The following is a 17,900-nucleotide window of genomic DNA, read 5'->3' as shown; positions in this document are numbered from 1 at the left end:
CCCGTCAGCCGAGCATGCCGCGACCGTGCCCGATGGCACTTTGCATTGATTTCACGACGACGAAGGCATCGCGCAGATGGCTCCGATCAAATTCCGACAGTTCAGCGGGGGCCAGAAAGTTGTCCGGGGCCTGCCCAGCTTTCACCTGCTCGGCCTGATGTTCCAGCCGGGTTTCGGCGATCAGGTCATAGGCGTCCAGCAGATCCTGCCCGCCCGATTGGGACAGCACGCCCGCGTTGATCGCAGCGACCAGACGTGCGCGCGTGTTCGCCTCGGCCAACTGGCCTTGCAAGGCATAAACGCGCCCCAGATCAACGACGGGAACGACGCCGTTGTGCTTCATGTCCAGCCGGTTCTTGTGCTCGCCCGACCGGATGGTGGCAAAGCCCCGCAACAGGCCCAGTGGCGGGGTGTGTTTCAGGCCGTTGGACACCATATGTGCCACGAAGATCGAGTTCTTGGCCGCCATCGCCAGCGTTTCGGTTTGCAGGTTGCCAAACAGCCGCGCATCACCCGCGATCGGGCGCAGGTCAAACATGACCGAGGCCAGCATCTGCGCCTCGGGCACTGGTTTGGCGATCCAGTTTTCGAAATACCCGCGCCAAACAGACAGCGGCTGACACCAGCGCGGGTTCATCGCCATCATGTCGCCGGGGCAATAGACATAGCCGCAGGTGTCAAGCCCATCGCAGACGAATTTGGCAAGATCGGCAAAGTAGCCATCGCGATCGGCGTCTGTCACGTCGTCGGACAGGATCAGGCAATTGTCCTGATCCGAGACACCGGTCTGTTCCTGCCTCCCCTGACTGCCGCAGGCCAGCCACAGATACGGCACCGGGGCCGGGCCCAGTTTCTCTTCGGCCAGTGCAACCAGCCGCCGGGTGGCGGTGTCGGCAATATCGGTGATCAGGCGGGTGACAACCTGATGGGGACTGCCGCCCGCCACGAGTTGCAGCAGCAGTTGCGGGATCCGTTTTGTGACGGCTCGCATTTCTTCGGCATCCGCAGCCTGCGCCAGTTCGCGCACCAGCTCGGCCGAACTGACGGCCTGAAACCGGGTCAGGTCGGTCTGGCTGACGATCCCAACCAGCGTGTCGCCTTCGACGATAGGCAGGTGACCGATGCGTTTCTCCATCATCACATGCAAGACGTCCGACCCGATGGATGACGGCGCCAGCGTGATGGGATTGGACGTCATGACGTCAGAGACGGGCGTGTCGCTGGGCAAGGCTTCGGCAACGACTTTGCCGGCCATGTCACGGGTGGTCAGGATCCCGACCAACCTGTCGCCCTCGGTCATGCACAGCGACGATACGCGATGATCCCGCATCAGGATCGCCGCGTCCCGCACCGTCGCCTCCGGCGCGCAGGTGATGGGGGCGCGGGCCATGAATGTGTCGACCTGCGTCGTGGCCAGGCTTTGTCGACGTTGCTTGCTTTGCTTGTCAGTGCGCGACCGGTCGAAGAAGCGGTGCACGGGGTCATGGGTGTCAATCAGGCGCCGAAACGCTTTGGCCGGCAGGATCAGCAGGGTGGCATCCGTCACGGCCCGTGGTTTTGTGACTGCGCGCCCTTCGCGCAGCAATCCGCGTTCGCCGAAAGTGTTGCGCGTGCCCAGATGGCTGACGACCTCGCCGTTTTCGTCGGCAACTTCGACCTCGCCGTCGTGAATGATGAATATGCCGGGCAGTTCATCGCCCAGATCATAAATGAGGTCGCCAGATGCAACGGCGCGGGACGTCATCTGCCCCGACAGGCTGTCCAGCGTGTCCTGGGGCAATGCGTCATAGGGATGCACGGATTGCAAGAAACGAAGGATCTGGTCCTGGGTCAACGGCATTCAACTGCGCCTTTGCTGAAAAGAAATATCCCGCCCGGTGTGCACCGGACGGGACAGGATTGGAAGGGGGCGGGGCGCCGCAGGGACGCCCGCCCAAGCCTTTTAGTGATCCTGAGCCGCACCGGCGCCGCGCGGAACGCGAACCGATTCAACCAGCTCCTGGATATGGGCCGGCGTCGGTTTGGTCATACCTGACACGACATAGGCCACCGCGAAGTTGACCGCCGCACCGACCGCACCGAACGATGTCGACTTGATCGTCCCCAACAGCGGATCAGCATCCGAGAAGCTGTTGGTGTCCGGGATGAAGAACCAGCCCTTGTGCAGGAAGATATAGACCAGCGTCACAACCAGACCGGCCAGCATACCTGCAACCGCACCGCTGTTGTTCACCTTGGTCGAGAAGATGCCCATCATCAGTGCCGGGAAGATCGACGCCGCAGCCAGACCAAAGGCCAGCGCCACGGTTTGCGCCGCAAAGCCCGGAGGATTGAGGCCCAGATAGGTGGCAACCACAATGGCAACCGCCATCGCGATACGTGCCGACAACAGCTCGCCCTTTTCCGAGATCTTCGGGTTGATGGCACCCTTGATCAGGTCATGCGACACAGCCGACGAGATTGCCAGAAGCAGACCGGCAGCGGTCGACAGAGCGGCGGCAAGACCACCGGCTGCGACCAGACCGATCACCCAACCGGGAAGGTTGGCAATCTCGGGATTGGCCAGAACCAGAATGTCGCGGTTGAAGTTGGTCAGCTCATTGCCAGCCCAGCCTTTTTCCGCGGCCATCGCCTGAAGCTCGGCATTGCCGTCGTTGTAGTACTGGATCGCACCGTCGCCGTTCTTGTCTTCCCAGCCCAGCAGGCCGGTCTTCTGCCACGTGTCCATCCAGTCATAACGCGCGTCATTTTCGATCTGCTCAAGCGTCACGGCACCACCTTCGATGCCGCCATTGGGCCACATCATTTCCGAGATGTTCAGACGCGCCATCGCACCAACAGCCGGGGCCGTCAGATACAGAAGGGCAATGAACACCAGCGCCCAGCCAGCGGACCAACGGGCGTCGGACACTTTGGGCACGGTGAAGAAGCGCATGATCACGTGCGGCAGACCGGCGGTGCCGATCATCAGCGACAGAGTGAACAGCAGCATGTTGAACGTGTCACCATGATGGGCCGTGTACTCGTTGAAGCCCAGTTCCTTCACGATGGCATCCAGCTTGGCCAGAAGCGGCTCGCCCGATGCGGCGTGATCGCCAAACAGACCCAGCGCCGGGATCGGGTTGCCGGTCAGTTGCAGCGAGATGAAGATGGCCGGAATGGTATAGGCCATGATCAACACGACATACTGGGCCACCTGCGTATAGGTCACGCCTTTCATGCCGCCGAACACGGCGTATGCGAACACAACCGCCGCACCGATCAGAAGGCCGGTGGTGTTGTCCACTTCAAGGAAGCGGCCGAAGGCCACGCCCACGCCGGTCATCTGGCCGATCACGTATGTGACCGAGGCCACGATCAGACAGACAACGGCCACGATCCGGGCGGTTTGGCTGTAGAAGCGATCGCCGATGAACTCGGACACAGTGTATTTGCCAAATTTGCGCAGATAGGGCGCAAGCAGCAGCGCCAGCAGCACATAGCCGCCGGTCCAACCCATCAGATAGGTCGAGTTGTCATAGCCGGTGAAGGCAATCAGACCCGCCATCGAGATGAACGAGGCCGCCGACATCCAGTCCGCCGCCGTTGCCATCCCGTTGGTGACGGGGTGAACGCCACGCCCGGCGGCGTAGAATTCTGATGTCGAGCCCGCGCGGGCCCAGATTGCGATGCCAATGTACAGCGCGAAGCTCGCGCCGACAAACAGCAGGTTGATCGTAAACTGATCCATATGTCTCTCCCTTACTCTTCGTCCACGCCGTGTTCACGGTCGAGCTTGTTCATGCGCCAGGCGTAGTTGAAGATCAGAATGAGGAAGATGATGATCGACCCCTGCTGAGCAAACCAGAAGCCCAGATCGGTCCCGCCGACGGCGATCCCGGACAGCATTGGGCGCAGCAGAATGCCGAACCCGAATGAGACCAGCGCCCAGATGACGAGGCTGATCAAGATGATGCGCACATTGGCGGACCAATATGCGGAGTTGGATGAGTTTTCGGCCATGAAGCCACCTCCCTAAGTTCCACTGGCCGGGGGCTTGTGCGACCCGGCCTGTCCCTTTCTTATGCAATCGCCTCCTTCACGATCGCATTCAGATTGCCCGCGATCTCGTCGATGCCCAGCATCGCGTCGACCGTTTTCAGGCTGCCCTTGCCCTTGTAATAGGCAATGAGCGGTGCCGTTTGTTCGTGATAGGCCACAAGACGGCTTCCCACGGTTTCGGCATTGTCGTCGGCCCGGCGTTTCATCTCCGTGCCGCCGCATTTGTCGCAGACGCCATCCTTGGCGGGCTGCTTGAATTCGTCGTGATACCCTTCGCCACAAGCGCCGCAGGTGTAACGGCCCGAAATCCGGGTCACCATGGCGGCGTCGTCAACCTCAAGGCTGATGGCGGCGTTGATTTTCTGACCGCTCTCGGCCAGCAGCGCATCCAGCGCCTCCGCCTGCACGGTCGTGCGCGGGAAGCCGTCCAGGATCACCCCTTTGGCACAGTCCGCATCCGCCAGACGGTCGCGCAGAATGGCGATCACGATCTCGTCCGACACCAGGTCGCCTGCCTCCATCACGGCTTTCGCGGCTTTGCCCGCATCGGTGCCCGCCGCCACGGCAGCGCGCAGAAGATCACCCGTGGACAGTTGCACAAGGCCGAACGTTTCCTCCAGCATCCGAGCCTGCGTGCCCTTCCCGGCACCCGGAGGGCCAAGAAGGATCAGCACGGGTGCCGCTGTTTTCGTCGTCGCATCCATCAGGCTTTGTCCTTGGTCATGCGGTTGTCGATCAGGTCGTCCACCACGGACGGATCGGCCAGGGTCGAGGTATCGCCCAGCGCGCCGAAATCATCTTCGGCGATCTTGCGCAGGATGCGGCGCATGATCTTGCCCGACCGGGTCTTGGGAAGACCGGGCGCCCACTGGATGTAATCCGGGCTGGCGATGGGGCCGATTTCCTGACGGACCCAGTTGCGCAGCTCGGTTTTCAGATCGTCGGTATATTCCTCGCCGTCCATCAGCGTGACATAGCAATAGATGCCCTGCCCCTTGATGTCGTGCGGGAAGCCGACCACGGCGGCCTCGGACACTTTGGCGTGGGCGACAAGGGCGCTTTCAACCTCGGCGGTGCCCATGCGGTGACCCGAGACGTTGATCACGTCATCCACGCGGCCGGTGATCCAGTAATAGCCATCCGCATCGCGGCGGCAGCCATCCCCGGTGAAATAATAGCCTTTGTAATCCGAGAAATAGGTCGACACGAAGCGGTCATGATCACCGAAAATGGTGCGCATCTGGCCGGGCCAGCTGTCTTTCATGCACAAGACGCCTTCGGCCTCGGTCGTCGTGATTTCCTCGCCCGTGGTGGGTTCCAGAATGACGGGCTGCACGCCAAAGAACGGCGTGGTGGCCGAACCGGGCTTGGTCGGCGTGGCACCGGGCAGCGGGGTCAGCAGGTGACCGCCGGTTTCCGTTTGCCACCACGTGTCAACGATGGGGCAACGCCCTTTGCCAACAATGTCGTTATACCAGTTCCAGGCCTCGGGGTTGATCGGCTCGCCCACGGTGCCCAGCACCTTCAGATCGCTCAGATCATACTTGGTCACGAACTCCTCGCCACGCGCCATCAGGGCGCGGATCGCGGTCGGCGCTGTGTAGAACTGGTTGACTTTGTGTTTTTCACACACGGCCCAGAAACGGCCTGCATCCGGATAGGTCGGCACCCCTTCAAACATCAGCGTGGTCGCGCCATTGGCCAACGGGCCATAGACGATATAGCTGTGGCCGGTGACCCAACCCACATCCGCCGTGCACCAATACACGTCGCCATCGTGATAATCGAACACCAATTCATGGGTCATCGCCGCATACAGCAGATAGCCGCCGGTGCAGTGCTGTACGCCTTTGGGCTGACCGGTAGAGCCGGAGGTGTAGAGGATGAACAGCGGATCTTCGGCGTTCATCTGCTCTGCCGGGCAATCGGCAGATGCCTCGGCCATCAGCGCAGCATAGGAATGATCGCGCCCGTCCTTCATCGGCACATCGCCGCCCGTGCGTTCGACCACCAGAACCGGCGTGTTGCCCAGATCGCCGTGATCCAGCGCCGCGTCCACATTGGTTTTCAGGGGCGTGTTGCGTCCGCCCCGCGGCGCTTCGTCCGCCGTGATCACCAGCGACGCCTCGCAGCCTTCGACACGGGCAGCCAGCGCCTCGGGCGAGAAACCTGCGAACACGATCGAATGGATCGCACCGATCCGCGCACATGCCAGCATGGAATAGGCGGCTTCGGGGATCATCGGAAGATAAAGAACAACACGGTCGCCTTTCCCCACGCCCATGCCCTTCATCACATTCGCCAGCTTCGAGACATTCTCGTGCAGCTCGCGATAGGTGATCTTCTTGTCCAGCGAGGGATCGTCGGATTCCCAGATGATCGCCACCTGATCGCCGCGCGTGTCCAGATGCCGGTCGATACAGTTCTCGGACACGTTCAACTCGCCGTCTTCGAACCACTTGATCGACACGTCCGGGTGTTTGAACGTCGTGTTCTTGATCTTGGTCGGGGTCTTGGACCACGTCAGCCGGCTCATCTGTTCGGACCAGAACGCTTCCGGGTCGTTCACCGAAGCGGCATACATTTCCTTGTATTTCGCAGCATCAATATGAGCGTTCGCGACAAACTCAGCTGACGGGGCATAAGTTTTATCGGCCGTGTTTTCCGACGACATGCAGGGTCCTCCCATTTAATCCTCCGGATCGCGCTCATCGCGCGGTCCACGAAACGTCAGCGCCTTAACAGACGGATTTCCGTTGATGCTGAAAATAATGGGACAAGCCTGCGGCAAACAACAACTTTTTTGTAAATTTGTTTAACAGTGCCGCATGATGGCTGTAAATTTTTTACTTCAATGGTGAATTTTCCATAGAACTGCCGACAGTTGCCTGTGAAGGCCGCGTCGCATGATCTGAAAAGCTCATGCCGAGTTTTCGCTAACAATCTTGCGCAGGTGGCCGTAGCGGCAGCTTTCCCGCCGAAGGCGATGCGAAGGATCGAGAATCTACCCCCCTCGGATCTGTCGCATGGGTCGGTGAAGGCGCCGCACGGTCCGGACCGGACAGCCCCCGCACTGTGGACGTGGCAGATGCGATCCCGTACCAAGGACGAAGAACAATCTGCGGTGGCTCATGACCGGTTCACTAGAAGATCTTTTGCGCGCGCGCAGGTCCGTCCGCGCCTTTACCCAGACCCCTGTGCCGCGGGATGCCGTCCAGCGCATGTGCCGCGCCGCCCGGTCTGCGCCCAGCGGGGCCAACCTGCAACCGGGTCAGTTTCTCGTGCTGACTGGATCCGCGCTGCGCGGGCTGGTCGACGCCTTGCAAGACGCGGTTCGGGCCGGGATCCCACACGCGGCCGAATATTCCTATTTTCCGTCGCCGATGCCCGAGATGTTGAAGGCCCGGCAGCGGGCGGCGGGTTATGCGCTTTACACGGCGTTGGGTATCGGGCGTCGCGACGTCGAGGCGCGGCGCGCCCAGTTTGCCCGAAACTATGCGTTTTTCGGGGCGCCGGTCGGTGTCGTCGTGACCATCCGGCGCGACATGGGCAAGGGGTGTTTCATGGATCTTGGCATGTCGCTGATGGCATTCCTGTTGTCTGCGGAAGATCAGGGCTTTGGCGCCACAGGGATCGGGGCGCTTGCCAATTATGGCCCTCTTGTCCACGATCACCTGAACCTGCCCGATGAGGAAATGGTGGTGTGCGGGATCGCCGTCGGTGTGGCCGACACATCCGCCCCGGAAAACCAGTTCCGCACCGCGCGCGCAGAGCTTCAGGACTACGCGAGCTTTCGCGGGTTCGACGACCCTGCCTAATCCGGCCGCAGCACAAGGGCCGTGCCCAGCCCACCCGCTGCGGCAATGGCGGCCACGCCCGCCCCGCCCTGCCTCGCAAGCCGATGATACAGGCGCACCGCCAGGATCGCGCCCGATGCTCCGACCGGATGACCGCGCGCCAGCCCGCCGCCATCGGAATTGACGATGTCACGCGCCAGACCCGCGCCCTTCTGGCAGGCGATGGCTTGCACGGCAAAAGCCTCCATGATCTCGGCGCAGGTCAGATCGGTCGGTGCCAGCGCGGCATCCCGAAGCGATTTTTCGATGGCGGCGACAGGGGCCAGACCGGGCAGGGTCGGATCGCCACCCAGCGTGGCCCCTGACACGATCCTGATCGCCGGGCGCACCGACTGGCGGGCTATGCGCCGCGCCACCTGCCCTGACACCACAAGGCAGAACGCCGCCCCATCCGCCGCCACCGCCATGTTGGCCGCTGTGATGCTGCCCGTCACGACCGGCGCACGTGCGCACAGACGCGGGGTCAAATCGCGAGTGAACGCATCGCGGTTGAGGCCCTGAAGGGCCACGATCTCGACTTGAGGGTGGGCTTGCCAGCGTCTGGCCTCGGCGTGGCTGGATATGGCCCAGTCATCCTGATCGCGCCGCGAAATCCCCAGTTGTCGGCCCAGCGCGTCCGCCGCCTCGGCCATGTCGGGGTCGCGGTCCGGCCATGGGGTGAAAGGGGCCTGCTCATAGGGTTCGGCCGGGCGTCCATCGGCAAAGGTTCGTGATCTGAGAGGACGGCGCGAATAGCTTTCCGCCCCGCCCGCAATCACGACGTCGTGCTGCCCCGACATCACCATCGCCCGCGCCAGAAGCACCGCATCCAGCCCGCCGCAACATTGACGGTCCACGGACAGACCAGCGACACGCTCCGGCAGGCCGGCCGCCAGCGCCGCGCGACGTGCCGGGTTGCCACCTGCGCCCAGCGCGTTGGCCAGAATCACCTCGTCCACCTCCCCGCCATCCAGACCCGCATCCGCCAGCACCGCCTGAATGACAGGGGCGGCCAGATCGTGGATGTCACAATGGGCCAAACCGCCCCCCTTCGGGGCAACCGCGCTGCGCCGTGCCGCGATGATCAGGGCACCGGTCATGCGCGTTGCCCCAGATTACGGGCCAGCGCCACCAGATCGGTCTTACCGGCACTGAGCATGGGCAGGCGGTCGACAAAAACGATGCGCCGGGGGCAAGCATGCGCGCCCAGAACATTGCGGCAGTGGGCTTGCAGGCGGCCGGCAAGGGCATCATCTTGCGTCCCTTCCACGACCCCGACAATCACCTGCCCGCGAGTTGGATCCGGCACCGGGATGGCCGCGCATGGCCCGACACCCGGCACCGCGCGCATCTGTGCCTCGACCACTTCGGGAAACACGTTCTGATCTGCCACCGTCACCATCCGGCTCTTGCGCCCCAGCACGGTCAGGTTTCCGCCTCGATCCAGCTGCCCCATCTCGCCAATGCTCAGAAAATCGCCCTGCCAGCGCGTGTCGGGACTGTTGCCCATGGCATACCCGTCAAACATGTACGGGCTTTTCACCCAGATTTCACCGATTCCGCTTGTATCCCGCCCCTGCCCATCGCGAATGCAAAGCTCCACCCCGGGATAGGCACGCCCGACTGCGCCAGGTGGCGTTTGCGCATCGCTGATCGCCATGAAGCTCGTCTCGGACGCGCCGAAAAACTCGCGCACCGTCGCCAGGGGGAACATCTCGCAGATCTCTGTGCGTGTCGACGCATCCAGCACCCCCCCACCGCAGAAGACCCAGCGCAGGTTTTGATTGGGGGCCTCGGTCGCCGCAGCCAACAGGCGAAGCTGGGTTGGCGTTGCGTAGAGCACCTGCACCCCGTTTTCGCGCAGAGCGCGGGCCTGAGATCTTGGGGGCAGGCCGGTCAGAACCGAAAGGTCACAGCCGATATGAAAGGCCTCCAGCACGGCATAAAGCGTCAGGGAATGGGACATCGCCCCCAGAACGGCATAGGGTGCCTTGGGCCCGACACCAAACCGGTCGCGCGTCACCTCGAAACTGGTCCGCCACGAGGCCGGACTGCGGCGAATGATCTTCGGCACGCCGGTCGATCCGGCGCTTTGCACCAGCAGCCACTGGCCCGCGCCGGTCTGCTCTGCCGCCCCGACACCGGCCTGTGTCACAGACAGGCTTTTGCCCCGGCGTAGCAGGTCGACGACCGTTTCCAGCGCCCGCGCCGTGGCTGATCCCACGGCCGATTTTCCGTCACCCGGCACCCGGACGGAGGTTTGGACCTCCTGCCTGAAGCGATCAGGGCTCACATCTCGATCCTTCCCAATTCGATTGCGCACACTATGCGCAGGAACAGGCAGGCGCGCCAGCCCTTCCGGCGGCGCTGCGATTGTCCCCTTACCCATTGCGAAAGCCACTCCCCCGACTGGACCCGGACAAATCAGGTGGCTATCACGATCTCAGCAAAAAACTGCGCGAGGCGCCGATGACCACAGAAAAACCCGACTGGATTGCCGTGGAATCCCATCAAACCGGCCTGCAGGTCTGGTTGATGGGCGCAGACGATAGTGTGCTGCAGCACAGACAATCCGAAACGAGCATGTCCGGGGACAGGTTCGAGACGAGGCTGCGCGACCTGCTATCTGATGTTTTGCCTGATAGCAGCGTCCCGATTGTCGTGTGTGGGATGAGGCATCCCGCTGTTTCGCCCGCCACCGATGCGTATTTATCAACCCCCTGCGCGCCGCCGACGATCGCACAGGCAACGCCATATCAGATGAGGGGGTTTGAACTGTCTCTCTTGCCGGGGGTAAAGCAGGCGGCTCCGCCCGACCTAATGCGGGGCGAGGAGATGCAGGTCGCAGGGCTGCTGACATTTGATCCGAATTTTGATGGGATATTGTGCCTGCCCGGACCGCAAATGAAATGGGTGCATATCAGCGCCGGCGAGATTGTCAGCTTTCGCACCTTCATGACGGGCGAGCTGTTCGACCTTCTGTCGCGCGACACAATGTTGCGATCTGCCATGAATGCTGAAGGCTGGGATCACGCGGTGTTTGAACAGACGCTTTCCGAAACCTTGGTGCGTCCGGCTGATCTGGCCGCGAAAATCTTTTCCGTCTACGCCGACATCGAACTGAACGCGCGCAGCGCAGACGTTGCGCGCGGACGCTTGCTGGCCGTGTTGATCGGCGCTGAACTGGCGGCGGCCAAGCCCTATTGGCTGGGCCAGAACGTTGCGATCCCGGCAGACGCCCCGATGGCCGCAGCCTATGCCACAGCATTGGAGGCACAGGGCGTCGCCGTTCGACACCTGAACGATGTCAATCTGGAGCTGAGCGGCCTGATCGCCGCGTATCGCGGGCCTTCGTCAACTTGCCCATAACGCGCGATCAGTTCAGACGCTGCCCGCTGTCCGGCGCGAAATAGGACACTTTGCTCATGTCGATCGACAGGTTCAGCATCTCGCCGGGCGTCGCAACGGTTTCCGAATGCAACCGCGCCGTGACCGGCTTGCCGCCAAGTTCGGACACCACATAAGTATCTGCCCCGGCGGGTTCGACCATGTCGATCAGGCAGCTGGCATCCTGCACATCGGCGCCGGCGCGAAATCCGGCCTCGGCGATGTCTTCGGGGCGCAGGCCAAGGATCACATCCTCGGGCAAGGCGGGGGCATGTTCGTCGATCAGCACAAGCGGCGTGCCGCTGGTGCGGGCAATCTCGATCCGCGCGCCTGCGCCATCGGCCCGTACCTTGGCCGGGATCAGGTTCATCGCAGGCGACCCCATGAAATCGGCGACAAACAGATTGGCAGGACGGTTATAGATCTCGGACGGCGATCCGATCTGCTGTATCACGCCACCTTTCAGGACCACGATCTTGGTGGCCAGCGTCATAGCCTCGATCTGGTCATGGGTCACGTAAACCATCGTCGCGCCAAGGGTCTGGTGCAGTTTCTTGATTTCGGACCGCATCTCCACCCGCAGCTTGGCGTCGAGATTCGACAGGGGTTCGTCGAACAGGAACAGCTTGGGGTCTCGCACCAGTGCGCGACCCATCGCGACCCGCTGCCGCTGCCCACCGGACAACTGCCCCGGACGGCGATTCAGAAGCTGTTCAATCTGCAATTGGGTTGCCACCTCGTCCAGTTTGCGCGCCTGCGTGGCTTGATCCACACCGCGCACCTTCATGCCAAAGGTGATGTTCTTGGCGACACTCATCGTCGGGTACAGCGCATAGGATTGGAACACCATCGCGATGTCGCGGTCCTTGGGGCTGACATCGGTCATGTTTCTGCCGCCGATCATCAGATCTCCGCTGGTGATCGGCTCAAGCCCCGCAATGCAATTCAGAAGCGTGGATTTGCCGCATCCCGACGGGCCGACCAGCACGAGGAAATCTCCGGGCTCGATCGCGATGTTGATATCCTTCAGGATCTCGACCGGACCATAATTCTTATAGAGGTTCTGGATTTCAAGAATTGGGGCCATCGGTCTTATCCCTTTACAGAGCCCGCGGTCAGTCCGCGGATGAAGTATTTGCCAGCGACGATATAGACAAGCAGTGTCGGGGCGGCGGCGATGATCGCGGCGGCCATGTCGACATTGTATTCCTTCACGCCGGTGGTCGAATTGACGATGTTGTTCAGGGCAACGGTTACGGGTTGCGTGCCCGCCTGACTGAACGATACGCCGAACAGGAAGTCGTTCCAGATCTGGGTGAACTGCCAGATAACGGTCACAACAATGATCGGCAGGCTGAGTGGCAGGAAGATCGACCAGAAGATGCGGAAGAACCCTGCCCCGTCCACCTTGGCCGCTTTGGTCAACTCAGACGGAATGGACACATAGTAGTTGCGAAAAAACAGCGTGGTGAACCCGATCCCATAGATCACGTGGACGAAGATCAGCCCCGGAATGGTGCCCGCGATGCCCATCAGGCCCAAGAGGCGCGCCATGGGAAGCAACACCACCTGAAAGGGGATGAAGCAGCCAAACAGCATCAGCGAGAAGATGATGTTCGCACCCGGAAATCGCCACTGCGCCACCACGTATCCGTTCAGCGCCCCGATGAAGGTTGAGAGTGCGACAGCCGGCACTGCCAGCAGCACAGAGTTCCAGAAATAAGGCCGCAGCCCCTCGCACTGGATGCCCGTACAAGCCCCGGACCACGCGGTTTTCCACGCGTCGAACGTGACCTCGCGCGGCAGGGCCACAAGGCTTCCGGTGCGAATTTCCTCAAGGCTTTTCAGCGAGGTCGTGACCATCACAAAAAGCGGCATCAGATAATAAAGCGCGAACAGGCCCAGCAGGATGTACAGCACCCAGCGCAGAACAATCTTGCCGAATGCGCCACTTTTGCGCGCGGGGGGATGTGCAAGATCAGTCATTTTTGGCTCGCAGTTCCGAATAGAGGTAAGGCACGACAATCGCGAACACGACCAACATCATGATCATGGCCGAACTCGCCGCCTGACCGATGTCACCGCGTGAAAACGCCATTGCGTACATATAGGTTGCAGGCAGGTCGGTTGCGTAACCTGGGCCACCACCGGTCAGGGCAATGACAAGGTCGAAACTCTTGATCGCGAGGTGCGCCAGAACGATGAAGGCGGACATGAAGATCGGCCCCATCGACGGGATGATGATCGCGGAATAGATGCGCCAGGTGGGGATGCCGTCCACTTGCGCGGCCTTGATAATCTCCTCGTCCACCGAGCGCAGTCCGGCCAGGAACAAGGCCATCACGAAGCCCGAGCTTTGCCAGACGGCGGCAAGCACAATGGTGTAGATCGCGAAGTCGGGGTCGATCAACCAGTCAAACGAGAAGTTTTCAAACCCCCAACTGCGAACGGTCGCCTGAATACCCAAACCGGGATTCAGGATCCATTTCCACGCTGTGCCGGTCACGATCATCGACAGCGCCATGGGGTAAAGATAGATCGTGCGGATCATCCCTTCGGTGCGGATCTTCTGATCCAGCAGGATCGCCAGAAGCAGCCCCAAAACCATGGCGATGATGATGAACAAGGCGCCGAAGATAAACAGGTTGTTCATCGCCGTATCCCAGCGCGGCGAGGCAAACAGGCGCTTGTACTGGATGAGACCCTCGATCTCGTATTTCGGCAGCAGGCGTGAACGGGTCAGCGAGACCCAGGCCGTCCAGGCAATGAACCCGTATACAAACACCAAAACAGCGATGAATGAGGGCGCAAGCACCATCTTGGGCAGGTGCGTTTCCAGCCATTTTGTCATCTGATCGATCCCCCGAAGGTTTCGCCCCCGACCTGACAACGGGCGGGGGCGAAGGGTCGGTTTACATGCTGTTGGCGACAGCGTCGGCCAGCATCTGGACCGCGTCAGCCGACGACATGTCCGAGTTGAAATGCGCGGTCACAACATCAGTGATCGCACCGGCCTGCGCCCCACGCAGCGCCATGCCATGGGCATAGCTGGGCAGGAGCGAGCCGTTGGCCGCGCTGGCGTTCATATCCTCGGCCGAGGTATGGGCGCAGCTGTCAAACTCGTCCAGTGCCACGTCGACCCGCGCCGGGATCGAGCCTTTGTTCAGGTTGAACACCTTCTGGAAGTTCTGACCGACGATCAGTTCGGCCAGCAGGTCTTGCCCGGCTTTCTTGTCGTCGCCATCCACGTTGAACATGGCGAAGCTGTCCACATTATACAGGAACCCGTCACCCGGCGTGGATTGGCACAGGAAATCTTCGCCCGGCACTTTGCCAGCGGCAAGAAACTCGCCCTTGGCCCAGTCGCCCATGATCTGGAAGGCGGCTTCGCCGTTCATCACCATGGCGGTCGCCAGGTTCCAGTCGCGGCCCGAGAAGTTGTCATCCACATAGCCACGCATCTTGCGCATCTGATCGAACACCGCGACCATGCCGTCCGAGGTCAGCGTGTCGGCGTCCAGATCGACAAAGGCTTTCCTGAACCCCTCCGGGCCCAGAATACCCAGCGCGACGGCTTCAAAGACGGTGGCGTCCTGCCAGGCCTGGCCACCATGGGCCAGCGGGATCACCCCAGCCGCCATGAGTTTCTCGGCTGCCGCGTTGAACTCGTCCCACGTGGTCGGCATGGTAATGCCGTTGGCCTCAAGCACGTCCGCATTTGCCCAGATCCAGTCGATCCGGTGCACGTTGACAGGGGCCGCGCACCATGTGCCTTCGCACTTCATGTGGTTTGCAATCGACTCCGGCAGCACCTCGGCCCAGCCATTTGCGTCCGCCACGGACGAGATATCGGCCAGCACGCCTTCCTCGTACCATTCCTGAATGGCCGGGCCTTTCAGTTGAACGGCGGTGGGCGCATTACCAGCCAGCACGCGGGCGCGCAGGGCGGTCATGGCGGCATCGCCGCCACCGCCGGCCACGGGCATGTCGGTCCAGGTGCCACCCTTGGAGGCAAATTCCTCTTGCAACACGGCGACGGCCTTGGCTTCACCCCCCGAGGTCCACCAGTGCAGCACTTCGGCTTGCGGCTCAGCCACGGCAACATTGCTTGCCATGACGGCAAACGCGGACACTGCCGCGAAAGCGGTTCTTTTCATCTAAAAATCCTCCCATAATCTGCCGCGCTCATTGGCGGTGATAATGTCAGCATGCGCCTGCGCGCCGAGTCGCAGCAACGGTCAACCACGGCATCTCGCGCGGCGATATGCAGTTTTTCGGTCAATCTGTTACAGCTTGTTACCTAATCCTTGATTCTGTTGCCTGTTGTTACATTGGCTGGAGCAGGGAGCGCACAGGGCGAGCCAGCCGCCGCGCCTGCCTGAACCAGAAAAAAGAGAGTGCATATTGACCATCCCACGCCTTCTTGTTGTCGATGACGATGCTGACATGCGGTCGATGATGACGCAGTTTCTGCACCAGAATGGCTTTGTCGCCCTGCCCGCGGCCTCGGAACGTGACATCAGGGGCCATCTGGACGCCGGGCGCATCGACCTGATCCTGCTGGATGTGATGCTGGGGGATGAAAACGGGGTCGAGATCTGCGGCCGCCTGCGCGCCCAACAGGACGTGCCGATCATTCTGGTGTCGGCTTTGTCCGCCGATCATCAGCGCATGGCGGGATACGAGGTCGGGGCGGATGACTATATCGCCAAGCCGTTCAACCCGCAGCTTCTCTTGGCGCGGGTGCGTGCCGTGTTATTGCGGGCCCAACGCACACCGTCGCTGGCCTATCGTCGACGGGTGTCCGTGTTTCGCTTCGGCGGTTGGGTCTATGATGGAAAGCGCAATGAGATCGTGTCGCCCGAGGGGTTTCAGGTCGCCCTGTCCCAACGCGAGACCGCGCTGTTGAAGGTGATGTTGGCCAACCCCCACATTCCCCTGACCCGGGACGAGATCGCCGCCGCCCTGGACGTGACCGGTGAAGGCGACCAGCCCGAGGCCTCGGGGCGGGCGATTGACGTTCTGGTGGGACGGCTGCGATCAAAGATCGAAAAGAACCCCAAAGACCCGCAGATGTTGCGAACCGAACGGGGCACCGGATACGTCTTTGCGATTGACGTCACGGTCGAGGACACGTGATGTCGCGCGGGCTGTCCCTGCGCCGGGTTGGCGGGGCGTGGGTGCTTCTTTCCTTTGCCGCCGGGATGATCGCGGCCACGCTGTGGCTGGGATCGGTGCGCGCCTGGGACCGTCACCTGTTGCAAGCCTATGCGGCGGGGTTCACGATCTATGAAGCCCTGCGGCAGGATGTGCCGCCCGGCGACCGGGTGACCATTACGCCGCTTGCCCCCGACAATGCCGCGATGGCCACGCGGGGCGAATTTGCGCGACTGCCCGACACGCCGCGACCCGCCTATGTCACCAATATCTCGATCCTGATCCGGCCTGCGTCCCCGACGGATCGCGCGGTTCTGACCCTTGGCATTGTGTCGGATGAACTGGTCTATCCGATCTCGGACATCGTCGTGCGCGGCGATCCGATTCCGGCGGGGCGTCTGGGCCAGGTGACCCGGCTTCTAGCCTCCTATTGCAGCACGCCGATCATCTTCGCGCGTTATGCCGACAAACCCTGGCAACGCATCGACGGTGCCGCCGTCTGGGGCTGCGACGCCGCCCCGAAAGATCTGCGCGTGCCGGCCGCCCTGGCCGCAGTAATCGCCCTGGCGGCCTTGTTGACCCATGTGGCCAACACCACCGCCAGTTTCCAAACGTTCGCCCGGGCGCTTCGGGTGCGCCGACGCTTTGGCGGCCCTGAAAGCTATGAGATCGAAGGCCCGACTGAATTGCGCGACATCGTGGCCGCCGTGAACGCCCACCTTCAGGCAGAGCGCGCGCAACTGGCCCAGCGGGCCATGGTGCTGTCCGGGGTCAGCCATGATCTGGGCACCCCGGCCACGCGGCTCAGGCTGCGCGCGGCGCTGATCAACGACGCCGACCTGCGCGGCAAGCTGGAAGCGGATATCGACCAGATGACCGATATGATCGAAAGCGTGCTGACCTATACGCGGTCGGAAATCAACGCCGAAGAACCGCGCCAGTTGTCGCTGACATCGCTGGTCGAAGCCCTTGTGGCCGATTATCAGGACACCGGTCGACCGGTGTCGCTTCGGCATCAGGACCCGGTGGTGATCGAGGGCGGGGCGTCCGTGTTCATGTCGCGCCGGGGGCACAGCCATATGCCGGATGAACGTCGGGTGTTGGTCACCGCGCGCCCCATCTCGCTTCAGCGGGCGATCTCGAACCTGATCGACAACGCGCTGAAATACGGACGCCGCGCCATGGTCGAGCTGCACACCGATGCCGAAACCGCCACGATCATTGTCGAGGATGAAGGATCGGATTACTCCGCCGCCGAAATCGAGCACATGATGGCCCCGTTTGAGCGCGGCGATAACACGATGAACATTGCCGGGTTCGGGCTGGGTCTGACCATCGTCGCGACGGTGGCCCAACAGCATGGCGGCACCTTGCGTTTTGACGCCGGGGCCAAGGGGCTGCGGGCTTTGCTGTCGATCCAGCGCAGGTGATTGTTGGCGCGCTGTGTCCACCCGGCCCCAATGGCGCCGGGTGGCAGAC

General features: G+C 62.0%; 15 protein-coding genes. 4 read left to right on the top strand and 11 right to left on the bottom strand.

The annotated features are described in order from the left end of the window. Positions 1–4: 4 nt before the first annotated feature. The 5 genes from MUY21_RS06515 to acs form a co-directional block, all read right to left on the bottom strand. Complete coding sequence (locus MUY21_RS06515; RefSeq protein WP_248409520.1) at positions 5–1,840, bottom strand: DUF294 nucleotidyltransferase-like domain-containing protein; 1,836 nt, start codon at positions 1,838–1,840, stop codon at positions 5–7. A 102-nt stretch (positions 1,841–1,942) separates the two neighbouring features. Continuing rightward, entirely contained in the window at positions 1,943–3,730 is a 1,788-nt protein-coding gene (locus MUY21_RS06510; protein ID WP_248409519.1) for a sodium:solute symporter family protein, read from the bottom strand. Between the two features lie 11 nt (positions 3,731–3,741). Then, complete coding sequence (locus tag MUY21_RS06505) at positions 3,742–4,002, bottom strand: DUF4212 domain-containing protein (protein ID WP_248409518.1); 261 nt, start codon at positions 4,000–4,002, stop codon at positions 3,742–3,744. Positions 4,003–4,061: 59 nt separating this feature from the next. Further along, positions 4,062–4,745, bottom strand: coding sequence for an adenylate kinase (locus tag MUY21_RS06500; RefSeq protein ID WP_248409517.1), 684 nt, complete (start codon positions 4,743–4,745; stop codon positions 4,062–4,064). Further along, complete coding sequence (gene acs, locus MUY21_RS06495) at positions 4,745–6,715, bottom strand: acetate--CoA ligase (RefSeq protein ID WP_248409592.1); 1,971 nt, start codon at positions 6,713–6,715, stop codon at positions 4,745–4,747. Before acs ends, MUY21_RS06500 begins: the two co-directional genes overlap by 1 nt. Before the next feature lie 457 nt (positions 6,716–7,172). Here acs and MUY21_RS06490 point away from each other — a divergent pair, with 457 nt between their 5' ends. Then, the gene (locus MUY21_RS06490; protein WP_248409516.1) at positions 7,173–7,859 is read left to right on the top strand and encodes a nitroreductase; all 687 of its coding nucleotides are present in this window, start codon (positions 7,173–7,175) and stop codon (positions 7,857–7,859) included. Here the strand turns inward: MUY21_RS06490 and MUY21_RS06485 are convergent. After that, on the bottom strand, positions 7,856–8,977 hold the full coding sequence (locus MUY21_RS06485; RefSeq protein WP_248409515.1) for a thiolase family protein: 1,122 nt from the start codon (positions 8,975–8,977) through the stop codon (positions 7,856–7,858). The genes MUY21_RS06490 and MUY21_RS06485 overlap by 4 nt on opposite strands. After that, positions 8,974–10,170, bottom strand: a complete 1,197-nt coding sequence (locus MUY21_RS06480) for an AMP-binding protein (protein ID WP_248409514.1) — start codon at positions 10,168–10,170, stop codon at positions 8,974–8,976. The genes MUY21_RS06485 and MUY21_RS06480 overlap by 4 nt, the downstream gene beginning before the upstream one ends. A gap of 176 nt (positions 10,171–10,346) precedes the next feature. On the opposite strand from MUY21_RS06480, the gene MUY21_RS06475 reads away from it, so the two are divergent. After that, on the top strand, positions 10,347–11,246 hold the full coding sequence (locus MUY21_RS06475) for a 2-dehydro-3-deoxygalactonokinase (RefSeq protein ID WP_282568962.1): 900 nt from the start codon (positions 10,347–10,349) through the stop codon (positions 11,244–11,246). Between the two features lie 7 nt (positions 11,247–11,253). Here MUY21_RS06475 and ugpC read toward each other — a convergent pair whose 3' ends face one another. From ugpC to MUY21_RS06455, 4 genes are all read right to left on the bottom strand, one after another. Next, positions 11,254–12,351: a sn-glycerol-3-phosphate ABC transporter ATP-binding protein UgpC gene (gene ugpC / locus MUY21_RS06470; protein WP_248409513.1), complete on the bottom strand. Its 1,098-nt coding sequence runs from the start codon at positions 12,349–12,351 to the stop codon at positions 11,254–11,256. Between the two features lie 5 nt (positions 12,352–12,356). Further along, positions 12,357–13,250 (bottom strand): carbohydrate ABC transporter permease, encoded by an 894-nt coding sequence (locus tag MUY21_RS06465; RefSeq protein WP_191286259.1) that lies wholly within the window; start codon positions 13,248–13,250, stop codon positions 12,357–12,359. Then, positions 13,243–14,115: a sugar ABC transporter permease gene (locus tag MUY21_RS06460; RefSeq protein WP_248409512.1), complete on the bottom strand. Its 873-nt coding sequence runs from the start codon at positions 14,113–14,115 to the stop codon at positions 13,243–13,245. Before MUY21_RS06460 ends, MUY21_RS06465 begins: the two co-directional genes overlap by 8 nt. A gap of 61 nt (positions 14,116–14,176) precedes the next feature. After that, positions 14,177–15,421, bottom strand: a complete 1,245-nt coding sequence (locus MUY21_RS06455; RefSeq protein ID WP_248409511.1) for an ABC transporter substrate-binding protein — start codon at positions 15,419–15,421, stop codon at positions 14,177–14,179. Between the two features lie 247 nt (positions 15,422–15,668). On the opposite strand from MUY21_RS06455, the gene MUY21_RS06450 reads away from it, so the two are divergent. Continuing rightward, complete coding sequence (locus tag MUY21_RS06450; protein ID WP_248409510.1) at positions 15,669–16,403, top strand: response regulator transcription factor; 735 nt, start codon at positions 15,669–15,671, stop codon at positions 16,401–16,403. After that, entirely contained in the window at positions 16,403–17,851 is a 1,449-nt protein-coding gene (locus tag MUY21_RS06445; RefSeq protein ID WP_248409509.1) for an ATP-binding protein, read from the top strand. Before MUY21_RS06450 ends, MUY21_RS06445 begins: the two co-directional genes overlap by 1 nt. The last annotated feature ends 49 nt before the right edge of the window (positions 17,852–17,900 follow it).

This window comes from Aliiroseovarius sp. S2029, from assembly GCF_023195575.1.
In the GTDB taxonomy this organism is placed as follows: Bacteria; Pseudomonadota; Alphaproteobacteria; order Rhodobacterales; family Rhodobacteraceae; genus Aliiroseovarius; species Aliiroseovarius zhejiangensis.
Note: the sequence above shows the minus strand (reverse complement) of the source record. Positions and strands in the feature narration are given on the sequence as shown.

Coding starts and splice junctions, on each gene's coding strand:
- ugpC (WP_248409513.1), bottom strand. CDS start 12,351: ATGGCCCCAATTCTTGAAATCCAGAACCTCTATAAGAATTATGGTCCG.
- MUY21_RS06500 (WP_248409517.1), bottom strand. CDS start 4,745: ATGGATGCGACGACGAAAACAGCGGCACCCGTGCTGATCCTTCTTGGC.
- MUY21_RS06455 (WP_248409511.1), bottom strand. CDS start 15,421: ATGAAAAGAACCGCTTTCGCGGCAGTGTCCGCGTTTGCCGTCATGGCA.
- MUY21_RS06485 (WP_248409515.1), bottom strand. CDS start 8,977: ATGACCGGTGCCCTGATCATCGCGGCACGGCGCAGCGCGGTTGCCCCG.
- MUY21_RS06505 (WP_248409518.1), bottom strand. CDS start 4,002: ATGGCCGAAAACTCATCCAACTCCGCATATTGGTCCGCCAATGTGCGC.
- MUY21_RS06515 (WP_248409520.1), bottom strand. CDS start 1,840: ATGCCGTTGACCCAGGACCAGATCCTTCGTTTCTTGCAATCCGTGCAT.
- MUY21_RS06465 (WP_191286259.1), bottom strand. CDS start 13,250: ATGACTGATCTTGCACATCCCCCCGCGCGCAAAAGTGGCGCATTCGGC.
- MUY21_RS06475 (WP_282568962.1), top strand. CDS start 10,347: ATGACCACAGAAAAACCCGACTGGATTGCCGTGGAATCCCATCAAACC.
- acs (WP_248409592.1), bottom strand. CDS start 6,715: ATGTCGTCGGAAAACACGGCCGATAAAACTTATGCCCCGTCAGCTGAG.
- MUY21_RS06490 (WP_248409516.1), top strand. CDS start 7,173: ATGACCGGTTCACTAGAAGATCTTTTGCGCGCGCGCAGGTCCGTCCGC.
- MUY21_RS06510 (WP_248409519.1), bottom strand. CDS start 3,730: ATGGATCAGTTTACGATCAACCTGCTGTTTGTCGGCGCGAGCTTCGCG.
- MUY21_RS06445 (WP_248409509.1), top strand. CDS start 16,403: ATGTCGCGCGGGCTGTCCCTGCGCCGGGTTGGCGGGGCGTGGGTGCTT.
- MUY21_RS06460 (WP_248409512.1), bottom strand. CDS start 14,115: ATGACAAAATGGCTGGAAACGCACCTGCCCAAGATGGTGCTTGCGCCC.